Source organism: Kitasatospora sp. NPDC127111, assembly GCF_042677465.1.
Taxonomy (GTDB): domain Bacteria; phylum Actinomycetota; class Actinomycetes; order Streptomycetales; family Streptomycetaceae; genus Kitasatospora.
Genome location: NZ_JBHXTG010000003.1, coordinates 69,475 through 91,300 on the forward strand (window position 1 = coordinate 69,475; position 21,826 = coordinate 91,300).

The following is a 21,826-nucleotide window of genomic DNA, read 5'->3' on the forward strand; positions in this document are numbered from 1 at the left end:
CTCGGCTCTGAGGCATCCGCTTGAGGCGGCCGCGCCGCGTAGGGTGGGCGGTGCGGCTGAGCGGAGAGCTTGCTCCTGTCGGGGTGGTTGGGCAACAGGTCGGGAATTCACTGTTCAATGTGTACAAGCTGATCAGGAAATCCCGGGTTCGGCTGCACAAATTGTGCTGCGGGGAGGGTGGCTTCGCAGGTCAGCCCGGGGATGGGCCCGCGGGGCGGTCGTCGGTCGGGTCGGGCCGGCTCGGGTCGTCGGATGTGGTCGGGTCGGTCATCGGGGTGGGTCGGGCCGTCGGGTCGGTCATCGGGTCGGGTCGGGCCGTCGGATGGGGTGGGGTCGGCTCGTCGGGTGTCGTCGGGTCGTCCGTTCGGGTCACGTCGGCTCGCCCGCGGTGCCGGGGCGGGTGCCGGGGCCCGGGCCCGGGAGGTACCGCAGGAACCAGTCGCGGGCCAGCTCGGAGACCCGGTCCAGCGTGCCCGGCTCCTCGAACAGGTGGCCCGCGTGCGGCACCACCGCCAGTTCACTCTCGCAGCGCAGCGCGGCCCGCGCCTGCCGGTTCAGGTCGATCACGATGTCGTCCCGGGCGCCGACCACCAGCAGCGTCGGCGCGGTGACCTCCGCCAGCCGCCCCGGACCGGTCAGATCCGGCCGGCCGCCCCGGGACACCACGGCGCGCACCGCCTCGCCCAGCCGGGCGGCCGTCCAGAGCGCGGCGGCGGCCCCGGTGCTGGCGCCGAACAGCCCGAGCGGGAGGTCCCGGACGTCCGGGTGCCCCGGAAGGTGCTGGGCGACGGCGGTGAGCCGGGAGCCGAGCAGGTCGACGTCGAAGACCTTGCGCCGGTCCGGCTCCTCGGCCTCGGTGAGCAGGTCGAAGAGCAGCGTCGCCAGGCCCGCCCGGTTGAGGTACCCGGCCACGTAACGGTTGCGCGGGCTGTGCCGGCTGCTGCCGCTGCCGTGCGCGAACACCACCACGCCCACCGCCCCCGCCGGGACGGTCAGCCGGCCCGCCAGCCGGACGCCGGCGGCCGGGACGGTCAGTTCGCGGTCCACCTCGGCGGTCGCACGGGTCCGCTCGCCGTGGGCCTCGGCGAGCAGCCGCAGCACCTCGTCGTCGCCGGTCTGCGAGAAGTCGCCGTAGAACTCGCCGATCGCGAAGAACGGCGACGGCGTACCCACGCAGACCAGCTCGTCGGCGACCCCGGCCAGCCGCTCGGTCCAGTCCCGGGGCGCCACCGGGACGGCCAGGACCACCCGGGCCGCGCCCCTGGCCCGGACGATCAGGCAGGCCGCCCGGGCGGTGGAGCCGGTCGCGATGCCGTCGTCGACCACGACCACGTCGCGGCCGCGCAGGTCGGCGGGCGGACGGTCGCCCCGGTAGCGGCGGGCGCGGCGCTCCAGCTCGGCGCGCTCCTGCCGCTCCACCTGGGCGAGCTGCTCGTCGGTGACGCCGGCGATCCGCATCACCTGGTCGTTCAGCACCCGGACGCCGTCCTCGCCGATCGCGCCCATGCCCAGCTCGGGCTGGTAGGGCACGCCGAGCTTGCGGATCACACAGATGTCGAGCGGGGCGCCGAGCGCGGCGGCCACCTCGGCGGCCACCGGGACGCCGCCGCGCGGCAGGGCGACCACGACGGTGCCGGGGCCGCGCAGGTGGCCCAGGCGGGCGGCCAGTCGGCGGCCCGCGTCGGTGCGGTTGCGGAAGTGGGTGGCGGTGACGTGCATGGCGCTGCCTCCGAGTTCCACCGTACGTCGGCCGGGCGTCGGCTGGGCGTCGGCTGGGCGTCGGCCCGGGTGCTGGCCGGGCGCCGGCGGGGCGTTGGCCCGGGTGCTGGCCGTGCGGTGGCCCGGCGGTGGCAACGCGGCGGGCTCGGTGGTGGCCCGGGCGTCGGCCGTGCGGGTCGGATGGGGCGGGGCCTTCGTGGGCGCGTCCCGTGGTGGGGCCGGGACGCGGATGGGCCCGGCCGCCCGTGCGTCCGGGACAGCGGGCGCCGGAACGTGGTGGTCACATCGCCCGGCGACACCGGACTCCGGTCCGGTCCGCCCCGGCGTCCGAGCAGAAGGAGCCCCGCGTGACCATCCCCAGCCCGCACCACCCGCACGTCGACCCCGCCGTCCCCGCCGGCCCCACCGCCGCCGCGTACGGCGGGGGCGGCGGCAGTGGCCACGGCCTCCACACCACCGGCGATCCGGTCACCGGCTGGACGGTCGCCACCGCACTGCCCGTCCGCTACCAGGTCCGCTTCGCCCCCGGGGTGCTGGATCCGGACGATCCCGCCCTGGCCCGGGCCGGTGGGCCGCCCGGGCGGCGGCTGGTCGTCGTCGAGGCCCGCGTCCACGAGCTGTACGGCGCCCGGATCCGCCGCTACCTGATCGCCCAGGGCGTCGAGTTCGAGCTGCTGGTCCTGCCCGCGCACGAGCAGGTGAAGACCATGGACTCGGTGTTCCGGGTCGCCGACCGGATGGACTCCTTCGGCATCTCCCGGCGCGGCGAACCCGTGATCGCGATCGGCGGCGGCGTGCTGACCGACGTCGTCGGCCTCGCCTGCGGCCTCTACCGGCGCTCGACGCCGTTCGTCCGGGTGCCGACCACCCTGATCGGCCTGGTCGACGCGGGCGTCGGCGCCAAGACCGGCGTCAACCACGGCCGGCACAAGAACCGGCTCGGCACCTACCACCCGGCCGTCGACACCCTGCTCGACCCGGCCTTCCTCGCCACCCTGGACCGCCGGCACCTCGGGAACGGGCTCGCGGAGATCCTCAAGGTGGCGCTGATCAAGGACCGGAAGCTGTTCGAACTCCTCGACGTGCACGGCCGCGACCTGCTGGACGAACGGTTCCAGGGCCCGCACGACGGCGCAGAGGTGCTCACCAGGGCCGTCGGCGGAATGCTCCAGGAGCTGCAGCCCAACCTCTGGGAGCACCGCCTGGAGCGGCTGATGGACTACGGCCACTCGTTCAGCCCGACGGTCGAGATGCGCGCGCTGCCCGAACTGCTGCACGGCGAGGCGGTCTGCGTCGACATGGCGCTCACCACGGTGGTCGCCGAGCGGCGCGGACTGCTCGACGCGGACCAGGCCGAGCGGATCCTCCGGCTGATGGGCCGGCTCGAACTGCCCGTCTGGCACCCGCTGATCGAACCGGTCACGCTCGGCGAGGCGCTCGCCGACACGGTCCGGCACCGCGACGGCCGGCAGCGGCTGCCACTGCCGTCGGGGATCGGCGCGGGGGTGTTCGTCGACGATCTGACGGACCGTGAGCTCGCCTATGGGGCCAGGGTGTTGCGCCAGTGGTCGGCCTCGGTGCCGGCGCCGCGCGGGCGTTCGGCGGGCGACGGGCGTTCGGCGGACGACGGGCGGGACGGGAGCCGCCGGCGTGACGGTCGTGAGGGGCGCGGGGGTCGCGAGGGACGCGAGGGCCTGGAGGGGAGTGAGGTCCGTGCGTAGCGCGGTCGTGGTGGCGGACACCGGCGCACCGGCGGACGTCCACGGTGTGCACGGCGCGGCCGGGGTCACCCAGTGGGTCTGCCTGGCCCGCCGCGCCGGGCTCACCGGCGCCTGGGAGGCCGTCGAATGGGCACGCGTCCCGGCCGGCGGGGTCAGTGGGGAACACCTGCACACCCGCACGCGGGAGGTCTACGTCCTGCTCGCCGGGCACGGCGAGATCACGCTCGACGGCCGCCCGTACCCCGTCGGCGCCGGCGACGCGGTGCTGACGGCGGTCGGGACCAGGCACGGCCTGCGCAACCTCGGGGCCGGCGCGCTGGAGTGGCTGGTGATCGAGCTGCCGGCGGCGGACGACCCCGCCCCGGTCGGCAGCACCGTGATCCGCGAACTGCGGCGGACCGGCCCGGTGGACCCGTCCGCCGTCATCGGCGGCCCGCTGCGTCTGCTGCGCCTCGCCCGGCTGGCCCCGGGCGAGCGGGCCGGCCACGCCGCCGACGGCGTCGAGCACACGCTCTTCGTCACGGCCGGCGGCGGCCGGGCCGCGACCGGCGCCGTGCGGCTGCCGCTGCGGCCGGGGACGGCGCTCACCCTGCCGCTCGGCACCACGGCGAAGCTGGCGGCCGGCCCGGCGGGGCTGGAGTACGTGCACGCGGAACTGGAGGTGGCGACTGCGGGGGCGTCGGCCTCGGACGTGTCGGCCTCGGGCGCGTCGGAGACGTCGGAGGTCGTGGCGGCGGGGGGTGGTCCGCGGTGATCGTCGCCAGTGCCGCCGGGCCCCAGGTCCTGCTCGGGCCGGGCAACCAGCGCATCCGCACCCGCTGCCTGGCCCGCCGGGGCATGCTGCACAGCGAGTGCGAGGCGGTCGAGCACATCCGGCTCGGCCCGGGCGCCTGCTACGACCTCGCCGGACGCGACGGGACCGAGGCCGCCTGGTACGTGCTGAGGGGGACGGTCGCGGTGATCGACTGCCCCGAGCAGCCGCAGCGGCCGCTCGGCCGAGGCGCCCTGCTGCTCGCCCCGCGAGGACAGGACGTCCACCTGCACGGCGGGCCGTTCGGCGCGGAGCTGCTCTGCGTCACCGTGCTGCCGGCGGACGTGAGCCGCCGGCTGCCGGCTCGCCGGCCGGAGGTGGGGTGACCGGGCGCGGGCGTGGGCGCGGGGGTGCGGACGCTGACGGCTGACGGCCCGGGCGCGAACAGAAGACAGACAACAGCAAACAGATGTCAGCGAACAGATAACAGATGACAACTTTCATCATCTGTTATCTGTTCGCTGACATCTGTTCCCGGTCGGTCCCAGCCCGGGCCGGGACCGACCGGGACGGGAACGAGGGCTCAGGCGCCCGGGGCGTCGGGCGGGACATGGTCGTGCTCGAAGACCGAACGGGAGGAGGACCGCGATGGGCTGCGCCGCGTTCGACCGCCGGATACAGGCCGGACCCGCGAACTTCGCGCTGCGGGTGCGCTGCGGTGAACCGTCCTGGACGGAACTCGCCGACCGCATCGCCGAGTTCCGGGCCGACCGCTTCCTCCTGGTGGCCGACGAGGCTGCGCCCACCGACCACCTCTCCCGCGTCCACGCGCTCGCGGCCGCACAGGCCCCGTGCACCGTCGTCACGCTGCCGGACGGCCCCGATCCGCCGCCGGCCCACGACGGCCGGACCGTCGTGATCGCCCTCGGTGGCCAACGGGCCTGCGCCGTCCCGGCCGACCTCCGGCTGCCGACCACACTCGCCGCGGCCTGCGGCCCCGCGCTCGCACTGCTGCGCCCGCCCGTGGGGTCGCGCACCGGCCCCGCCGCGACTCTGCCGGCGCGGACCGACCAGGCCCGGACGGCGCCCGCGCTGGTCTGGGTCCGCAGCGACGTGCTGGCCGCACGTCCGCCCGCCGAGACCCGGGCGGGCATGGTCGAGGTCATCCGCCACGTCCTCGCCGTCTGCCCGGCGCAGTACGAGGCGCTCGCCAAAATCCTGTGCCCGAGCGCCCGTTACACCCCGCAGGCCCTCGCCGCCTGCGTCGCCCTCTGCGCCGACGCCCGGTCCACGCTGGTCTGCTTCGACCCGTTCGAGAACGGCCCCGCCCTCGCACTCGGCTACGGGCGCGGCCTCGCCGGCGCGGTGCGGAGCAGCGCGGACGCCGCCGCCTCCGCCGCGCTCGCGCCTGGTGACGCCGAGGCCCTGGGACTGCTCCTCGCCGCCCGCGTCGCGGCCCACCTCGGCCTGCTGGACGGCGCCGCCCTGTGGGCGCACCGCGAGCTGCTGGCGCGCAACGGTTCGGCGACCGCCCTCCCGGACGGGACCGACGCCCGCGCCCTGGCCGTCGCCCTCACCGCCGCCGCGCGCCCCGGCCTGCTGCTGCTCGACGGCCTCGGGTGGCCGCACTGCAGCCAGGGCCGCCTGCTCACCCGGGTCGACGCCGCCACGCTCCGGGCGGCCGCCGAGAGCCTGGGCCGGCCCGGTGTCCCGCACAGCCGAGGCCCGGCCGCAGAGCCCGTTCCCGCCTCCGCCGGCCGGCCCGGCTGACCCGCGGGTGGTCCGAGCCGCCCGGCCGTCCCGGGTGTCCCGACCGACCCGGACACGCTCGTGGGGCCTGGCTCGGGCGGGCAGGCGGGCCCGGGACGGGACCGGCTCCCCGTGTGGCCGGGACGACGGGCGCCACACCGTGGAGGTCAGAGGCGGACCAGCACGGACCGCCGCAGACCAGAAGGAGTCCCCGTCATGACGGGCACCGTCATCACCGACCTCCGCCGGCGCGGCGCCGTCGACCCGAGCCGGTACCTGACCGGTCCGCTGCGCGTGGTCGGACTGCAGTGGCTCGAGCCGGGCCACTACATCGAGGTCGCTGCCGAAGCCGTCGAGCACGCCCTCTACGTCACCGCCGGCTCGGGTACGGCCACCGCTCCCGACAGCGAGGAGCAGAGCGAGGAGCAGGAGGGGGCCGATGCCGGGATCCCGCTGGTCGAGGGCACCGCACTGACCCTGCCGCTCGGTGCCCGGACCGTCCTGAGCGCCGGCACGGCCGGTCTGGAGTACTTCCACGCAGTCCTCGCCGTCACCGGCCGCCCGGTCAGCCCCGGCACGTCCGACGAGGCCGACGCCGACGCCGAAGCCGCCGACCACGACGACGTCGACGCGTCCGAGGACGCCGACGACGACGCCCCCGAGGGATCCGATCGTCCCGACGACGGTCGTGACCACCCCGGCCACGGTCCCGGCGCCCCCGACGGCGCCGCCGACGACCCCAGCGCCCCCGGCGACGCGGACAGCACCGTAGCCGCCGACGACCCCGAACGCCCCCAAGGAGGCGAGCCCCGATGATCGTCACCACCGCCTCGGCCGCGGCCGCCGTCATACTCGGCCCGCACGGCGAGCGGGTCCGGCTGCGCTGCCTGGCGCGCCGGTCGATGCTCGCCAGCGCCTGCGAGTCCTTCGACCACCTGCGGCTGAGCCCCGGCGCCCAGCACGTCATGCCCGGGCAGGCCGAGGCCGAGACCGTTCTCTACGTACTGCGCGGCTCCCTGCTGGTCGGCCGGAGCTCCGGCGAGCCGGACCACCTGGCGGTCGACGGCGACCTGCTGCTCGCCCGCCGGGCCGTCCCGCTCCACCTGGACGCCGGACCGCTCGGTGCCGAGGTGCTCTGCCTGACCCTGGCCGCACCCCGCCGCACCACCGCGACCAGGCAGGTCCTGGCCCGCCGCCGAGCCGAACGACGGATCCGCCCGTGAAGAACGACTCCCCGAACGACTCCCCGAACAACTCCCCGATCGATTCCCCGAGCAGCTCCGGCCACAGCCTCGGCGACAGCTCCGTGAACACCGCCCGCAGCATGACCGCCCTGCGGTTCGAGGCGCCGCACCGCGTCGCCCTGGCCCGGGTGCCCCGTCCGGCGGCACCCGGGCCGGACGGGGTGACGGTCCGCGTCTCCCTGGTCGGCCTCTGCGGCACCGACCTCGAACTCCTCCACGGCACCGCCTCCTACCTGCGCGACGGCCGCGCCGGCTATCCGCTGGTCCCGGGGCACGAGTGGTGCGGGACGGTGGCCGAAGTCGGCAGCGAGGTCACCGAGTTCACGCCCGGCGACCGCGTGGTGGGCCAGACGATGGTGCACTGCGGGCTCTGCCGGACGTGCCGGCGGGGTCGGCGCGCGCTCTGCGAACGCCTCACCGAGGTCGGGCTCTACGGCCGCCAGGGTGCCGCCGCCGAGTACGTGGGCCTGCCGGAGCGCGCCCTCTCCCGGATCCCGGACGAAGTGCCCGACCGGCAGGCCGCGTTGGTCGAACCGGCGGTCACCGTCGTCGGCGGGCTGGAACAGGCCCGTTGCCGGCTCGGCGACCGGGTGGCCGTGATCGGCACCGGCACCATCGGCCTGCTGGCGGTCCAACTCGCCGTCCGGCTGGCCGAATCGGTGGACGCCGTCGGTATCGACCCGGCCGGCCGCGACCTCGCCCGGCGCTGCGGCGCCCGGCGCGCGCTGACCCCCGAACAGGCGAGGGAAGCAAGCGGCCGCTACTCGCTGGTGGTCGAGGCCTCCGGCGCGGCGAGCGCGTTCGGCCTCGGCCTGGACCTGCTGGAGCCCGGCGGCCGGCTCGCCCTGATCGGCGTGGCCGGCGCACCGGCCGAGGGCTTCGTCCCCGGAGAGCTGACCCTGCGCGGACTGGAGGTGATCGGGGTCCGGCACGGCCTGGACCACTACGACCGGACGCTCCGCCTGTTCCGCGACGGCGTGCTGGCGGCGGAGCCGCTGATCGCCGCCGTCCTGCCGCCGGCCGCGGGGCCGGAGGCGTTCCGGCTGCTCGCCGCGGGCCGCAGTGGCCCGCCCAAGATCCTGCTCGACTTCGGCCACGACGCCGGTGGCCGCGACGGCGACGGGGCCCCCGCCCGGCGTGGCGGACCCGTCGGCCCCCACCACCCCATCGCCCAAGGAGAAGAGACGTGATCCTCGTCCCCGCGGCCGTGCCGCGCACGGCCCCCGCGTTCCGCCGGCTGATCGACCCGTACCACCTGCCGTCAGCCCGCGGCGGGCTCGTCGTCGAGACCCTGCCGCCCGGCATCCGGGTGGAGCAACACCCGTCCCGGGTGGCCGAGTCGGTGACCGTGGTGCTCTCCGGCCGGATCCGTTCGGCCGGGCGGGTCCTCGGCCCGGGCGAAGGCCTCTACCATCCGCCCGGCAGCGCCTGCGGGCTCACCGCACTGCCCGGCGGACCGGCGGCCGTACTGACCGTCCGGCCACGGCCGTCCGCCGGACAGCGGCCCGCGCCGCGACCGCTGCCGGTACCGCTGGTCCCGGCCTCCGCCCCCGCCCCGACCGCGGGGCGGGCGGCGGTCCAGGGGCCGACGGGTCGGCTCGACGTCCGTCAGGGGGCGGGTGGTTCCGCCATCGGCGGTTCGGCCGGGATGGACGTCCACTGGCTGGCCACCGAGGAGACGGTGGGCGCCCGGCGCGTCACCGTCGCGTCCTCCGTCTTCGCCACCGACGGCAGCCACGACCTGCACCGGCACCCGCACGCGGACGAGTTCTTCCTGGTCCTCGCGGGCGGCGGCCGGCACCTCACCGCCGCCGGCGAGGTGGTGGTCCGCGAGGGCGACCTGGTGTTCGTCCCGGCGGGGGAGTGGCACGGGTTCCGGACCGGGCCGGGCCGGCCGACCATCGCCCTGTACGGCTACCTGGGCGCGCCGAGCCTGGCCCGGGCCGGCTACCAGGTCCACCCGACCACCGAGGAGGCGAGCCGATGAACGCGACGGACGCCACAACGACGGACGCCACAACGGCGGCCGCCGGGACCACCGGAGGCGGTCCGGGACGGCCGTCGGTGGCGGTCGTCACCGGCGCGAGCTCCGGCATCGGCCGGGCCACCGCCATCGCGCTGGCCCAGGCCGGCCACACGGTGGCGATCGGCTACCGCACCGACCGCGCCGCCGCCCGCCGGACGGCCGCTCTGGCGGGCGGGCGGACCATGCTGCTGCCGCTGGACCTGGCCGACCCGGCGGCGGCCGCCCGTGCCGTGGACGGGGCCGCCGTCCACCTCGGCGGTCTCGACATCCTGGTCAACTGCGCCGGGATCAACCGGCGTTCACCCGTACTCGACGAGTCGCTGGCGGACTGGGAGCGGATCCTGACGGTGGACCTCACCGGGCCGTTCGCCTGTGCTCAGGCCGCCGCCCGCCGGATGGTCCGCCAGGGTCGCGGCGGGCGGATCGTGAACGTCACCTCCGTCCACGAGTTCACGCCGATCCTCGGCGGCGCCGCGTACTGCGCGGCCAAGGGCGGACTGGGTGAGCTGACCAAGGTGCTCGCCCTCGAACTGGCGCCGTACGGGATCACAGTCAACGCGGTCAGCCCGGGCGAGACCGCCACCCGGATGAACGGCGTCCCGGACGACGGTGACGTGGCCCGCCTGGCAAGGCCCGCCATCCCGGTGGGCCGCCCCGGCCGGGCGACCGAGGTCGCCGCCGCCATCGTCCACCTCACCGGCCCGGACGCCGCCTACACCACGGGCATCTCGCTCACCGTCGACGGCGGCCTCAGCCTGATGAGCGCCATCGCCAACCAGCGCGACGCCGCACACGAGCAGCCCGCGCACCAGCACCGCACCCGATCCGTCAACGCCCCAGCCGCCACCACCGGAACCACCGACACCCGGACCACCGACACCCGAACCACCGCTACCCGAACCAGCGACACCCGGACCACCACCGTCGAAACCACCGACACCCGAGCCAACCCGTGGCTCTGAGAGGAGAGCGCGCGATGACCGGCATCCCCGGGGCCCACGCCGTCCACCACGTGGCCTACACCGTTCCCGACCTCGACCAGGCCGTCGCCTTCTTCACCGACGTCCTCGGCGCCCGGCTGCTCTACCGTCTCGGCCCGGTCTCCGATCCGTCCGGCGGCGACTGGATGACCCGCCAACTCGGCGTCCACCGCGACGCGGTGGCGTACATCGCGATGCTGAGGCTCGGCCCGGTGAGCAACCTGGAGCTGTTCCAGTACGCCGCCCCGGGCCAGCGGCGCGAACTGCCCGCCAACAGCGACTGGGGCGGCCACCACCTGGCCATCGCGGTCGAGGACGTCGACCGGGCCGTCACCTATCTGCGCGCGCAGCCCGGGGTCGAGGTGCTGGGCGAGCCGCAGACCATCGCGGACGGCGGCCCGATCGACGGCGACCGCTGGGTCTACTTCCGCACCCCGTGGGGCCTCCAGCTGGAGGTGCTCGCCATGCCGGCCGGCATGCCCTACGAACGCACCACCGCCGACCGGCTGTTCGCACCGGACGGTTCTTGGTCCGACGGCGACACCGGGGCGGGTCGGCATGATTGAGGCCACCGCCGCGGTGGTCCGGGAGCCCGGGGGGCCGTTCCGGCTGGAGACCGTCCGGCTGGACGAGCCGCGCCCGGACGAGGTGCTGGTCCGGATCCGGGCCGTCGGGATCTGCCACACCGACCTGAGCGTGCGCGCCGGACGGACCCCCTCCCCGCTGCCCGCCGTCCTCGGCCACGAAGGCGCCGGCACGGTGACGGCGGTCGGCAGCGCCGTGACCCGGGTGCGTCCCGGTGACACGGTGGTGCTGACCTTCGCCTCCTGCGGCTCCTGCCCGTCCTGCCGGACCGGGCGGCCGGTGCGCTGCGAGCACTGGGCCGCCCTCAACCTGTTCGGCGGACGCCGGCTGGACGGCAGCGCCACCGTGTACGGCGCCGCGGACGGCACGGACGTCGACACAGGCGCCGGCACGGGCGCTGCCACTGGCGGTGGCACCGTCCACCGTGCCGCGCACGGCGGGGGTCGCAGGAACGCACCGCTGAACGGGCACTTCTTCGGCCAATCCGCCTTCGCGACCCACGCGCTGGCGACCGAGCGCAACGCGGTGCCGGTACGGGCCGGCGACACGCCCTTCGAGTTGCTGGCCCCGTTCGGCTGCGGCGTGCAGACGGGCGCGGGGGCGGTGTTCCACGTGCTGCGGCCCCGGCCGGGCGACACCGTCGCGGTGTTCGGCGCCGGCGCGGTCGGCCTGGCCGCGGTCCTCGCCGCCCGGCTCACCCCGGCCGCCCGGATCGTGGCGGTCGACCTGCGGCCGGGCCGGCTCGCCCTGGCCCGCGAACTCGGCGCCACCGACGTGGTGGACGCCGGGGCCGAGGACCCGGTCGCGGCGGTGACCGCGCTCAGCGGTGGCCGGGGCGCCGACCACGCGCTGGAGAGCAGCGGGAGCGTCCGCGCGCTGCGGCAGGCGGTGGCCGCACTGGCGGTCGGCGGCACGTGCGGGGTGGTCGGTGCCCCGGCCGCCGGCAGCGAGGTGGCCCTGGACGTCCCCGAGCTGCTGGCCCGGGCGCCCAGGATCGTCGGCGTGAACCAGGGCGCGAGCGTGCCGGAGCAGTTCCTGCCGGCACTGGTCGGCCTGTTCCGCGCGGGGCGGCTGCCGGTGGACCGGCTGGTGCGGACCTACCCGTTCGCGGCGATCGAGGAGGCGGCCGAGGCGGCCCGGTCGGGCGAGGTGGTGAAGCCCGTCCTGCTCCTGCCCTGAGCCGACCTGCTGCCCTGACCTGCCTTGACTCGCTCTGAGCTGCGAAGACATCCGCCGTCTCGGCTTCCGCGCCCGCTTTGGGACCGGAACGGGACGGCGGGCCCATGTGCCCGGGCGGGTGTCCCGCGCACAGTGATGAATGAGCGGCCGATCGCTCGACCACTCGGAAGATCTGGAGTAATCCTCATGACAACCAGCACAGCCACCAAGGCGTTCCGTCTGGCGTCCCTGCTGGCCGGCGTCACCGCAGCCGGCATCGCCCTCAAGTGCGCCGTCGCCGACGTGTTCGGTGGCAAGGCCACGGGCACCCCCGCCGTCGGCGGCTCCGCGTCCACCGGACCGGTGGTGGTGAAGCCGCCGATCAACACTCCGGAGTGCGACGCCGGCGAGCACGGCTGCCACTGACGCACCATCCTCCTCCGCCCACCAGGTCTGTCCCCGGCACCACCCCGGTGCCGGGGACAGACGCGTGCGGGCCCGGGCCGCCATGGCCCGGGCCCGCGCTGGACGGCACCGAGCCGTCAGGCCCGCGAGGGGTAGCGGGGCAGGACCGCGAGCACCCGGGTGCCGTGCTCCAGCGGGCCGATCGTGAAGCTGCCTCCGAGCTCGGCGGCCCGGTCCGCCATCGACCGCAGCCCGACCCCGCTCCCCGCAGCCCTGTCGTCGGCACGCGCCGGCTCGCCGCCGGGCGCGGCACCGGCCGGAGCACCGACCCCGTCGACCCCACCGACCCCATCGACTCCATCGACCCCACCGAGCCCGCGGGCCTCGCCGAGCACTCCGGTGGCCCCGCCGACCCCGTCGGCCCCGCCGGCGCCACGCCCCGCTCCGGCGCCCGCGCCCGCGCCCGCCGGTGTGCAGCCGATGCCGTTGTCCTGGACGGAGAGCGTCAGCGCCTTCTCCTCCACCCGGATGCGCACCTCGGCCGCGGTGGCGCGGGCGTGCCGCAGCACGTTGTTCAGCGCCTCCGCGGTGATCCGGTAGACGGCCACCTCGACCGCGGCGGGCAGGTTCGGCAGCGGCTCGGGCGTCACCTCGGTGGTGACGGTCAGCCCCATGCCGTTGAACGTGGCGCCGAGTTGCTCGATCGCGCGGGTCAGCCCGAACTCGCCGAGGGACGCCGGTCCGAGCCGGTCGGTGATCCGCCGGACCTCCTTGATGGCCGTCGCGAGGTCGCCCGAGATGCTCTGCAGGGTGTCGGCGAGCGGGGCCTCGGGGGCCAGGGTGCTGCCCGCGTTGTCGACCCGCAGGCGCAGCCCGGCGAGCGCGGGCCCGAGGCCGTCGTGGATGTCCCGGCGCAGCCAGCGGCGCTCCTCCTCCCGTGCGGCGACGATCTGTTCGCGGCTGGCCTGCAGGTCCTCCTGCAGCCGCAGCGAGGCGACGGCGGGGGAGGCCTGGTCGGCCAGCGACCGGAGGATGTCGACGTCACTGGCGTCCAGTTCCGCCTCGCCCTCGCGCAGTCCGACGGTCAGCTCGCCGATGGTGTCGCCGTGGTGGACCAGCGCGAACGACTGCCGGGGTCCCTCCAGCCGCCCGACGGAGGCCAGCGGACGCAGCCCCGCCCGGGTGCTGACGGTGAGGGCGACCCCGGGCAGGCGCAGTTCCTCCGCGACCGTCGCGCACAGCGCGGCCGGCAGCCGTTCGGGGTCGACGACCTGCCGGACGCGTTCGGCCAGCGTCCGCAGCACCTGGTACGGCTGGGCGCGCTCGCCGTAGTAGAGCCGGTCGACGAGGCCGACGGCCCACCGGGCGGCGCGCGGCAGGCCGGAGCCCAGCACGAAGACCAGGGCGATCAGCAGCAGCGCCGCCGCTCCGCGCCCGGGCACCAGCCAGTCGGACAGCGCGGCGGCGAACACCACGAACAGCGTGGTCAGCCCGGTGGCCAGGAGCAGTCCGCTGAGGATGCTGCGGGCCGCGCGGTCGAGCCGCCAGCCGCCGTCCTTGACGACCAGGTGGGTGACGGCCACCGCCCAGACCAGATTGGCTCCGGCGAAGAGTCCGTAGACCAGCCAGTAGGAGTCGGTGGACTCGTAGCGGGTGTAGACCTCCTGGACGCCGGCCCAGAGCAGGTAGGCGCCGAGCATGAACCCGAGGTGCAGCCGGTGCCGTGGCGCCGCGCGCAGCAGCCGGGCCAGCAGCACGGCCGCCGGGACCCCGAGCAGGACGTAGAAGACCTGGTCGTCGTAGCCGCCGAGGTGGTGGTAGAGCGACAGCAGGAACCGCCCGGGCAGGGTGTCCGCCAGCGGGTTGGACCGGTGGAACAGCTCGGGCTCCCCCGCGTACGACAGGTACATCTGGGTCTGCCAGAGGGTGACCGCGGAGATGTAGATCCACCATCGCCGGGAGGTGAGGCGCCCGGACGGGAGCCAGAGCGGCAGGACGAAGAAGAGCGTCTCGCGGACGGTGTCGCAGATGCCTTTGAGCGCGGCGGTCACGGCCACGATCGTGGGATTGCCGACCTCGACGAACACCGGAGCGCTCGCCGCCTTGGGAAGGATGGCGGCGAGCGCGTAGACGAGCATCACCCAACCGAGCGGAATGCCGGGCCGGTGCGCGTGGAGCAGCATGCCGGCCCCGGCGAACGGCAGGGCGTACACCAGGACGACGAGCTGGTCCCGCGGATCGGCGACGCCGGGGTCGCCCAGATGGGCGAGGACGTAACAGCTCCAGAGCGTGGCCAGGGCGAGGCAGAGGGAGGTGACGGCCGCCGCCGCCGTGAGTTGGCGCCGGTCACGGGTGCGCGCGGCGTCCGGCCGCGGGGTGGCGGGCGTTCCCCGGCGGGGAAAGGTCAGGGTGGTCATGGCACCGCCTCGCAACCGGCTAGCGCGTGTGTCGGGGGTGTGGGTGTGATCCGCCGGCGGCCGGTCGCCGGGCACCCTTCACAGTCTGGGCGGCCCGCGGTCCCGGGCGCATGAGGCAGCTGACCCGGATGGCGGACGATGCGGCGGGCGGTGGGCGGCGGATGGGGCCCGGTGGGCGGCGGTGCGCGGTGGTGCGCGCGTCGTCCCGGGATCGCGAGGACGTGAGCCCGGGCAGGGGTGCGAGCACGGGCCGGGGGGAAGGTGCATGCCCGGGCCGAGGTATCGGGCGGCCCGGGGCGGGCCGGGCATGTTACAGAAAGTAACTCGCGTGTCGCTGGTAGTGTCGGCCGTGTGGATGAAGAACCGCAGGACGCCCTACCCGTCCGTGTACTGATCGTCGATGACCACCCGCTGTTCCGGGAGGGCCTCAAGGCCGCGCTGGAGAGCGCCGAGGGCATCGCCGTGGTGGCCGAGGCCGAGCGCGCCGCGGAGGTGCCGGACGCGGTCGCCCGCTCCGTCCCGGACGTGGTGGTGATGGACCTCTCCCTGCCGGACGGCTCCGGACTGGAGGCCGCCCGCCGGCTCGCCGCGCAGCCGCCCGCCCCGCCGGTGCTGATGCTGACGATGGCCGACGACGACGGCAGCCTGCTCGCCGCGCTCCAGGCGGGAGCGCGCGGCTACCTGGTCAAGGGCGCGGGCCGCGAGGAGGTGCTGCACGCCGTCCGGACGGTCGCGGCGGGCGGCGCGGTGTTCGGCGCCGACGTGGCCGGCCGGATCACCGCGCTGCTGGCGGGCGCCCGGGTTCGCGAGGCGGGGCAGCTGTTCCCCGCGCTCACCGCCCGGGAGGCGGAGGTGCTGGACCTGGTGGCGCGCGGGCTGGACAACCGGCGGATCGCCCGGGAGCTGGTGGTGGCGGAGAAGACGGTCCGCAACCACGTCACCCACATCTTCGAGAAACTGCACGTGGCGACCCGCGCGGAGGCGGTCGCCCGGGCCCGCGACATGGGCCTAGGGGACAGCTGAACGGCGACAGAGGCCGCCCGCCGCAGGCCGGGGCCGAACCGGAGGAGGAGGCCCGCATGAGCGATCCGGGCACGACCACGCCGGCCACCACAACCACCACAGCCACCACGGGCGGCGCCGCCGGCACGGCCGGCGGGGACACCGCCGCCGGCGCGGCGACCACCGCCGCCCGCGCCGACCTGGCACGCGGCCGGGCCGCCGCCGCCCGGCAGTCCGGGCTGGCCTGGGCCTCCGCGGCCTGCGGCCTGACGCTGCTCTGCGGGCTCGGCTGGGTGGTGCTCGCCCTCACCCGCCAGGACGCGGCCTGGGCCGAGCCGTTCTTCCTCCACGACGGCCAGACGGTGCTGCTCGGCTTCGCCTTCGCGCTCTCCGGCCTGCTGATCCTGGCCCACCGCGCGGGCCCGGACGAACCCGACCCCGGCCGTGCCGGTGTCGCCACGCGTGCCGACCCCGCGCCGGCGGACGTCCACCCCCGCCCGGCCGGCCGCAGCCTCGGCGTGGCCATGCTCGCCGCCGGTCTCGGCGGCTGCCTCTCGCGCTTCGGCCTGTTCGCCGCCGCGTCCATGGGCGCCGGGCCGGTGGTGGAGGCGGTGGGCGCGGCCGTGCTGCTCGCCTCGGTCGCCCTGTTCATCTTCCTCGCCGTCGCCCTGCCCCTCTGGCTGCCCGAGGGCCGCCTGCCCGGGGGTTGGGGGCGGCTCTACGTCGGCGCGACCGTGCTGTGGAGCGCCTGCCACGCCTGCGTGGTGCGGCTCACCGTGCCGCTGCCGTACTTCGGGGACGCCCTGGTGCCGCAGGGGGAGGGGCTGCCGCTGGACGAATGGCAGGCCACCCTGGTCTCCTGGGCGCTCGTCGCGGTCAACCTGACGGTGGCCGCCGTACGGTGGCGGCGCTCGCCGCGGCCGCACCGCACCGTCGCGGCGGTGCTCGTCCCGTACCTGATCTGGCTGCTCACCACCAACCTCGCGCTCCGGCTGGGCGGTTCGGAGAGCTTCGGCGCCGTCGCCTACTTCACCGGCTCGGCGATCTGGATGCTCGGAGCGGTCGGCTACGCCTTCACCCGCGACCGCTCCCGCTACCTGGACCGCGCCACCCGCCGGATGCTCAGCGCCCTCGCCCTGACCGCGCTGCTGATCGCCGGCTACCTGGGCATCGCGCTGCTGCTGCGCCGCGCGCTGCCGCAGGCCAGCACCGCCGACGCCCAACTCCTCGCCGCCGGCGCGCTCGCCATCGGCGGACTGCTCGGCCCCACCACCCGCTGGGTACTGCGCGCCGTGGACCGGTTCTACTACGGCGACCGCGCCCGCCCCTACCAGGTGGTGCGCGAACTCGCCGAACGGCTCAGCCGCGCGGTCAGCCCTGCGGACGCCCCGCCACTGCTCTGCGACACCGTGGTCAAGGCCCTCGGGCTGCCCGGCGCCCGGGTCGTCCTGCACACCCGCAACGGCCCGCACGAACTCGCCTCGGCCGGCATTGTCGGCCCCAACAGCCAAGTCTTCCCCCTCAGTTACGAGGGCGCCGTGATCGGTGACCTGTACGCTCCACCGCGCGCCGGCCAACCTGTCCTGGACGCCCAGGACCACGAGGTGCTGAGCTTCCTCGCCGACCAGGCCGCGCCCGCGATCGCCTCGCTGCGCCTGTACGAGGAACTCCAGGCCGGGCGGCGGCAGATCGTCCTGGCCCGGGAGGAGGAGCGCCGGAGGCTGCGGCACGACCTGCACGACGGGCTCGGCCCCACCCTCTCCGGGCTGCGGCTCGGCGTCGACACCGCGCGCGCGGCCGTCCCCGAGGACTCGTCGGCCGCCCGGTCGCTGCGCGCGGTGTCGGCCGGGATCGGACAGGCGATCGTCGAACTGCGCCGGATCACCGAGGGGTTGGCGCCCGCCGCGCTGGCCCGGGACGGACTGGCGGGCGCGCTGCGCCGGCTCGTCGCCGGGCTGGACGGGGACCGCGTCCGGATCTCCCTGGTGCTCGATCCCGACCCGCCGCCCGCGCTGCCCGCCGCCGTGGAGGTGGCGGCGCTGCGGATCAGCGGCGAGGCGCTGAACAACGTGCTGCGCCACTCGGGGGCCACCGAGGCCAGGCTGACGCTGCGGGTCCGTCCGGACGAGGTGGTCGTCGAGGCCCGGGACGACGGCCGGGGATTCCCGGACCCGGCCGCCGCCGGCGCCGCGGATGCCGCAGGTGCCGGGTGGCCGGCCCGGGAGGCGGACGTCGACCGCTGGGGCGGTCCGGGGGTCGGCCTGCGTTCGATGGCCGAGCGGGCCGAGGAGTTGGGCGGGCGTTTCACCGCCGTCAACCACGAGGGCGGTGCGCTCGTCCGGGCGGTGCTGCCGCGCACACCGGTCGTGCCCGAAGCGGGCGGTCCGACCTGGGGCGTCGGCGGACGGGCGGGGGGACGCGGCGACGGATGACGACGTTCAGCTGACAGATAACAGATGATGAAATCTGTCAGCTGTTAGTTGTCAGTCGTCAGCTGTCCGCCGCGGGCCCCTTGACGGCGCCGGAGCTTCGCTCAATCATCATGGTCGCGTCAACTTCGCGGGCGCGCCCCCGTTCCGCACGGACCCCCTACTCCGTTCGGAACCCCGCAACACCCGTACCCTGCTCGGCCGCTGACCCGGCGTCGTCCGCGAGGTTCCACGCTTCCGTTCTGCCCCACCAGAAACCGGAGCCTCCGTTGACCGAGCGTGCCCCGCGGCGATCCCGCCTGCGCCGATCCGCCCTGCCGACCGGGGCGGTCGCCACCCTGGCCGCCGCCCTGTTCACCGCCGCCGTGACTCCCGCCGCCCTCGCGGCCCCCGCGCCTGCCGCGGTCGCGGACGTCGCGACCGCCGGCGCCACGACCGCCGGCATCACCGCCGCCCCCGACATCCCGGTCGCCAACGTCAAGGCGCACCTGTCCCAACTCCAGTCGATCGCCACCGCCAACGGCGGCAACCGCGCCCACGGCCGGGCCGGCTACAAGGCCTCGATCGACTACGTGAAGGGCAAGTTGGACGCGGCGGGCTTCACCACCACGCTGCAGACCTTCAGTTACAACGGCTCCACCGGCTACAACCTGATCGCCGACTGGCCCGGCGGCGACACCTCGCACGTCGTGATGGCCGGCGCCCACCTGGACTCCGTCACCGGCGGTCCGGGCATCAACGACAACGGCTCCGGGTCGGCCGGGATCCTGGAGACCGCGCTGGCCGTCTCCCGCGCCGGCCTCAAGCCCGCCAAGCACCTGCGGTTCGGCTGGTGGGGCGCCGAGGAGTACGGCATGATCGGCTCCAAGAACTACGTCAACAGCCTGGCCGCCACCGAGCGTTCGAAGATCGACACGTACCTGAACTTCGACATGATCGGCTCCCCCAACCCGGGCTACTTCACCTACCGCTACGACAGCGCGCTGGACGCGCTGTTCCGCGACTACTTCGCCGGCCTCGGCATCAGCACCGAGCAGGACTTCGAGGGCGACGGCCGCTCCGACCACGCCCCGTTCCAGGACGCCGGCATCCGGGTGGGCGGCCTGTTCAGCGGCGCCGACTACACCAAGACCAGTGCCCAGGCCGCCAAGTGGGGCGGGACGGCGGGCCAGCCGTTCGACCGCTGCTACCACTCCTCCTGCGACACCGCAGCCAACATCAACGACACCGCGCTGGACCGGATGAGCGACGCCATCGCCTACGCCGTCTGGACCCTGTCGGCCGGCGACACCACGCCGCCCGGCGGCACCGTCTTCGAGAGCACCGCCGACGTGCAGATCCCCGACAACGGCCCGGCGGTGACCTCCGACCTCGCCGTGACCGGCCGGACCGGCAACGCTCCCGCCACCCTCCAGGTCGGCGTCGACATCAAGCACACCTGGCGCGGCGACCTGGTGATCGACCTGGTCGCGCCGAACGGCACCACCTTCCGGCTGAAGAACTCCAGCGGGAACGACTCGGCCGACAACGTCCAGACCACCTACACCGTCAACGCCTCGGCGGTGCCCGCCAACGGCACCTGGAAGCTCAAGGTCCAGGATGTGGCGGCGCAGGACACCGGCTACGTCGACAGCTGGAAGCTCACCTTCTGAGCAGACCCGCGAAGCCGACGCCCGGGTGCCCGAGGCCTGGGGCCCGAAGCCCCGATGCTCGAGGCCCGCGGACGCGAAGCCCGGACGCCCGAGGCCCCGGTGACACCCGGACGAGGCCCCGGGGAAGAAGGGAGAAGGGGGTGCCGGCCGCCGCCGGCACCCCCTGTCCGCAGTGCCTGCCGTTACGGCTGCATCTCGTACGCGCCGGAGAGCGCCTCGACGCGGGCCCACACCTTCGCCGCCCGCTCGCCGTCCGCGACCGGGCGACGGACGTGCGCCAGCGCCCAGGCGGCCTGCGCCTCGGTCGTGGAGGCCTTGCCGTGCAGCTCGGTGGCGTGCGCGGAGAAGTCCCGCACCAGGGCGTCGAAGATCTGGTCCAGGACGTCCGTCTCCAGACCGGTCAGCTCGGCCTGCTCCAGCACCAGCTGGCCGTAGACGATCAGCGCGAACAACTGGCCGATCTCCAGCAGGAAGTCCAGGTCGGCCTGCTGCTCCGCGCTCGGAGCGTGCTGGAGCAGCAGCTCGCAGAAGCCGTCGGCCTGCTCCCGGAACCGGGCGACGTTGGGGACGTGCGCGTGCGCGTCGTACGCGGTGCGCCAGTCGTGGAAGCGGATCGCGCCGAGGCCGCGGGCCGGGCCCTGACGGAACAGGAACTCGTCGTCGGCCGCGTCCAGGCGGGTCGGCACCGGCGCGTAGTCGGCCGGGTTGAACAGGTAGTTGGCCATGAACTTGAGGATCAGCGCCAGGTTGACGTGGACGGTGCCCTCCAGCTTCGGAAGGCCGCGGATGTCCTTCGCCGCCTTGTCGAAGTAGGTGTCCGCCTCGAAGCCCTTGGCCGCGATGACGTCCCACATCAGGTCGATGACCTTCTCGCCCTCGGTGGTGACCTTCATCTTGGTCATCGGGTTGAAGAGCAGGTAGCGGCGGTCCTCGGGCGAGGCGGTGCGGAAGTAGTCCACCGAACGGTCGGCGAACAGCTTCATCGCCACCAGGCGGGCGTAGGCGTCGGTCAACTCCCGCCGCACGTGCGGGAAGTCGGTGACCTTCTTGCCGTACAGCACCCGGTTGTGGGCGTGCGTGACCGCCTCGTACATGGCGTGCTCGCAGATGCCGACCGACGCCGTGCAGAGGTTGAACTTGCCGACGTTGACGGTGTTCAGCGCGGCGTCGAAGGCGGCCTTGCCGGTGTGCAGCACGTCCTCGGCGCGCACCGGGTAGTCCTCCAGGCGGAACTCGCTGACGTACATCTGCGCGTTCACCACGTTCTTGACCAGGTGGTACGCCTCGTGCCGGCTGTCGGCGGCGAAGAACACGTAGCCGTCCGGGCCCTCGACGTCCGAGCGGCGGCCGAACACCGAGACCAGGCCGGCGACGTTGCCGTTGCCGATGTAGTACTTGGAGCCGGTGGCGGTGAAGCCGCCCTCGCCGTCCGGGGTGAGGATCATGTCGGTCGAGTAGATGTCGGCGCCGTGGCTGCGCTCGGAGAGCCCGAACGCCATCACGTGACCCTCCGTCAGGAGCTGGGCGGCGCGGGCGCGGACGGCCTCGTTCTCGCTCTGCCAGACCGGTCCGAGGCCGAGGATGGTGACCTGCCAGGTGTACCAGTAGCCGAGGCCGTAGAAGCCGAGGATCTCGTTCAGCTCGGCGATCCGGGCGGTGTCCCAGCGCTTGGCCGGGTCGGCCGAGGACGGCGTCAGGAACTCCGCGAACAGACCTTCCTTGGCGGCGAATTCGAGGAAGTCGGCGTACCAGGTGCGGTCGATGTAGGTGTCGATCAGCGCCTTCTTGCCGCGGGACTCGAACCAGTCCACGGTCGCGCGCAGCAGTCGGCGGGTCGGCTCGTCGAACTGCGCGGGGTCGTACGTACGCGGGTTGAAGAGCATCACGGGCTCCCGGGGGTCGAGGGTGTCGAGAGGGTCGGACGGTGTCGATCGGTGTCGATCGATGTCGAGCGGACCGAACGCGTCGAGCGGACCGAACGCGTCGAG

Annotated in this window: 18 protein-coding genes; 15 read left to right on the plus strand and 3 right to left on the minus strand. The window is 75.0% G+C overall.

Annotated features, from left to right (window positions below; all coding sequences use genetic code 11):
* Positions 1-369: 369 nt before the first annotated feature.
* A complete protein-coding gene (locus ACFVHB_RS03400) occupies positions 370-1,719 on the minus strand; it encodes a phosphoribosyltransferase family protein (RefSeq protein ID WP_380314565.1) in 1,350 nt (449 codons plus the stop codon).
* Between the two features lie 347 nt (positions 1,720-2,066).
* Here ACFVHB_RS03400 and ACFVHB_RS03405 point away from each other — a divergent pair, with 347 nt between their 5' ends.
* The 12 genes from ACFVHB_RS03405 to ACFVHB_RS03460 all read left to right on the plus strand — a co-directional run bounded on the left by ACFVHB_RS03405 (position 2,067) and on the right by ACFVHB_RS03460 (position 12,359).
* Positions 2,067-3,440, plus strand: coding sequence for a sedoheptulose 7-phosphate cyclase (locus ACFVHB_RS03405; RefSeq protein ID WP_380314566.1), 1,374 nt, complete (start codon positions 2,067-2,069; stop codon positions 3,438-3,440).
* On the plus strand, positions 3,433-4,194 hold the full coding sequence (locus tag ACFVHB_RS03410; RefSeq protein ID WP_380314567.1) for a cupin domain-containing protein: 762 nt from the start codon (positions 3,433-3,435) through the stop codon (positions 4,192-4,194). The genes ACFVHB_RS03405 and ACFVHB_RS03410 overlap by 8 nt, the downstream gene beginning before the upstream one ends.
* On the plus strand, positions 4,191-4,577 hold the full coding sequence (locus ACFVHB_RS03415; protein ID WP_380314568.1) for a hypothetical protein: 387 nt from the start codon (positions 4,191-4,193) through the stop codon (positions 4,575-4,577). Before ACFVHB_RS03410 ends, ACFVHB_RS03415 begins: the two co-directional genes overlap by 4 nt.
* 262 nt (positions 4,578-4,839) lie before the next feature.
* Entirely contained in the window at positions 4,840-5,961 is a 1,122-nt protein-coding gene (locus ACFVHB_RS03420; protein ID WP_380314569.1) for a hypothetical protein, read from the plus strand.
* Positions 5,962-6,156: 195 nt separating this feature from the next.
* Positions 6,157-6,756 (plus strand): hypothetical protein, encoded by a 600-nt coding sequence (locus ACFVHB_RS03425; RefSeq protein WP_380314570.1) that lies wholly within the window; start codon positions 6,157-6,159, stop codon positions 6,754-6,756.
* Entirely contained in the window at positions 6,753-7,163 is a 411-nt protein-coding gene (locus ACFVHB_RS03430; protein WP_380314571.1) for a hypothetical protein, read from the plus strand. The genes ACFVHB_RS03425 and ACFVHB_RS03430 overlap by 4 nt, the downstream gene beginning before the upstream one ends.
* Positions 7,160-8,374, plus strand: coding sequence for a zinc-binding dehydrogenase (locus ACFVHB_RS03435; RefSeq protein ID WP_380314572.1), 1,215 nt, complete (start codon positions 7,160-7,162; stop codon positions 8,372-8,374). The genes ACFVHB_RS03430 and ACFVHB_RS03435 overlap by 4 nt, the downstream gene beginning before the upstream one ends.
* Positions 8,371-9,171: a cupin domain-containing protein gene (locus ACFVHB_RS03440; RefSeq protein ID WP_380314573.1), complete on the plus strand. Its 801-nt coding sequence runs from the start codon at positions 8,371-8,373 to the stop codon at positions 9,169-9,171. The genes ACFVHB_RS03435 and ACFVHB_RS03440 overlap by 4 nt, the downstream gene beginning before the upstream one ends.
* Positions 9,168-10,172: an SDR family oxidoreductase gene (locus ACFVHB_RS03445; protein WP_380314574.1), complete on the plus strand. Its 1,005-nt coding sequence runs from the start codon at positions 9,168-9,170 to the stop codon at positions 10,170-10,172. The genes ACFVHB_RS03440 and ACFVHB_RS03445 overlap by 4 nt, the downstream gene beginning before the upstream one ends.
* A gap of 14 nt (positions 10,173-10,186) precedes the next feature.
* Positions 10,187-10,756, plus strand: a complete 570-nt coding sequence (locus tag ACFVHB_RS03450; RefSeq protein ID WP_380314575.1) for a VOC family protein — start codon at positions 10,187-10,189, stop codon at positions 10,754-10,756.
* Positions 10,749-11,954 carry an NAD(P)-dependent alcohol dehydrogenase gene (locus ACFVHB_RS03455; protein WP_380314576.1) on the plus strand — a complete coding sequence of 402 codons (1,206 nt, stop codon included), beginning with the start codon at positions 10,749-10,751 and terminating at the stop codon, positions 11,952-11,954. The genes ACFVHB_RS03450 and ACFVHB_RS03455 overlap by 8 nt, the downstream gene beginning before the upstream one ends.
* A gap of 186 nt (positions 11,955-12,140) precedes the next feature.
* Positions 12,141-12,359, plus strand: coding sequence for a hypothetical protein (locus ACFVHB_RS03460; protein ID WP_380314577.1), 219 nt, complete (start codon positions 12,141-12,143; stop codon positions 12,357-12,359).
* A 116-nt stretch (positions 12,360-12,475) separates the two neighbouring features.
* Here the strand turns inward: ACFVHB_RS03460 and ACFVHB_RS03465 are convergent, their stop codons facing one another.
* Positions 12,476-14,755, minus strand: coding sequence for an ATP-binding protein (locus tag ACFVHB_RS03465; RefSeq protein ID WP_380314578.1), 2,280 nt, complete (start codon positions 14,753-14,755; stop codon positions 12,476-12,478).
* Positions 14,756-15,106: 351 nt separating this feature from the next.
* Between ACFVHB_RS03465 and ACFVHB_RS03470 the strand changes: the two genes are divergently transcribed.
* The 3 genes from ACFVHB_RS03470 to ACFVHB_RS03480 all read left to right on the plus strand — a co-directional run bounded on the left by ACFVHB_RS03470 (position 15,107) and on the right by ACFVHB_RS03480 (position 19,838).
* Positions 15,107-15,778 (plus strand): response regulator, encoded by a 672-nt coding sequence (locus tag ACFVHB_RS03470; RefSeq protein WP_380314579.1) that lies wholly within the window; start codon positions 15,107-15,109, stop codon positions 15,776-15,778.
* Positions 15,779-15,834: 56 nt separating this feature from the next.
* Positions 15,835-18,189 carry a sensor histidine kinase gene (locus ACFVHB_RS03475; RefSeq protein WP_380314580.1) on the plus strand — a complete coding sequence of 785 codons (2,355 nt, stop codon included), beginning with the start codon at positions 15,835-15,837 and terminating at the stop codon, positions 18,187-18,189.
* 266 nt (positions 18,190-18,455) lie between these two features.
* Positions 18,456-19,838: a M28 family metallopeptidase gene (locus ACFVHB_RS03480; RefSeq protein WP_380314581.1), complete on the plus strand. Its 1,383-nt coding sequence runs from the start codon at positions 18,456-18,458 to the stop codon at positions 19,836-19,838.
* Between the two features lie 182 nt (positions 19,839-20,020).
* On the opposite strand, the gene ACFVHB_RS03485 is transcribed toward ACFVHB_RS03480, so the two are convergent.
* Entirely contained in the window at positions 20,021-21,721 is a 1,701-nt protein-coding gene (locus ACFVHB_RS03485; RefSeq protein ID WP_380314582.1) for an acyl-CoA dehydrogenase family protein, read from the minus strand.
* Positions 21,722-21,826 lie beyond the last annotated feature (105 nt).

Bases quoted from the DNA above. Each gene is read 5' to 3' on its own strand.
- ACFVHB_RS03400 (WP_380314565.1), bottom strand. From the start codon at position 1,719: ATGCACGTCACCGCCACCCACTTCCGCAACCGCACCGACGCGGGCCGC.
- ACFVHB_RS03420 (WP_380314569.1), top strand. From the start codon at position 4,840: ATGGGCTGCGCCGCGTTCGACCGCCGGATACAGGCCGGACCCGCGAAC.
- ACFVHB_RS03425 (WP_380314570.1), top strand. From the start codon at position 6,157: ATGACGGGCACCGTCATCACCGACCTCCGCCGGCGCGGCGCCGTCGAC.
- ACFVHB_RS03430 (WP_380314571.1), top strand. From the start codon at position 6,753: ATGATCGTCACCACCGCCTCGGCCGCGGCCGCCGTCATACTCGGCCCG.
- ACFVHB_RS03445 (WP_380314574.1), top strand. From the start codon at position 9,168: ATGAACGCGACGGACGCCACAACGACGGACGCCACAACGGCGGCCGCC.
- ACFVHB_RS03450 (WP_380314575.1), top strand. From the start codon at position 10,187: ATGACCGGCATCCCCGGGGCCCACGCCGTCCACCACGTGGCCTACACC.
- ACFVHB_RS03455 (WP_380314576.1), top strand. From the start codon at position 10,749: ATGATTGAGGCCACCGCCGCGGTGGTCCGGGAGCCCGGGGGGCCGTTC.
- ACFVHB_RS03460 (WP_380314577.1), top strand. From the start codon at position 12,141: ATGACAACCAGCACAGCCACCAAGGCGTTCCGTCTGGCGTCCCTGCTG.
- ACFVHB_RS03465 (WP_380314578.1), bottom strand. From the start codon at position 14,755: ATGACCACCCTGACCTTTCCCCGCCGGGGAACGCCCGCCACCCCGCGG.
- ACFVHB_RS03475 (WP_380314580.1), top strand. From the start codon at position 15,835: ATGAGCGATCCGGGCACGACCACGCCGGCCACCACAACCACCACAGCC.
- ACFVHB_RS03485 (WP_380314582.1), bottom strand. From the start codon at position 21,721: ATGCTCTTCAACCCGCGTACGTACGACCCCGCGCAGTTCGACGAGCCG.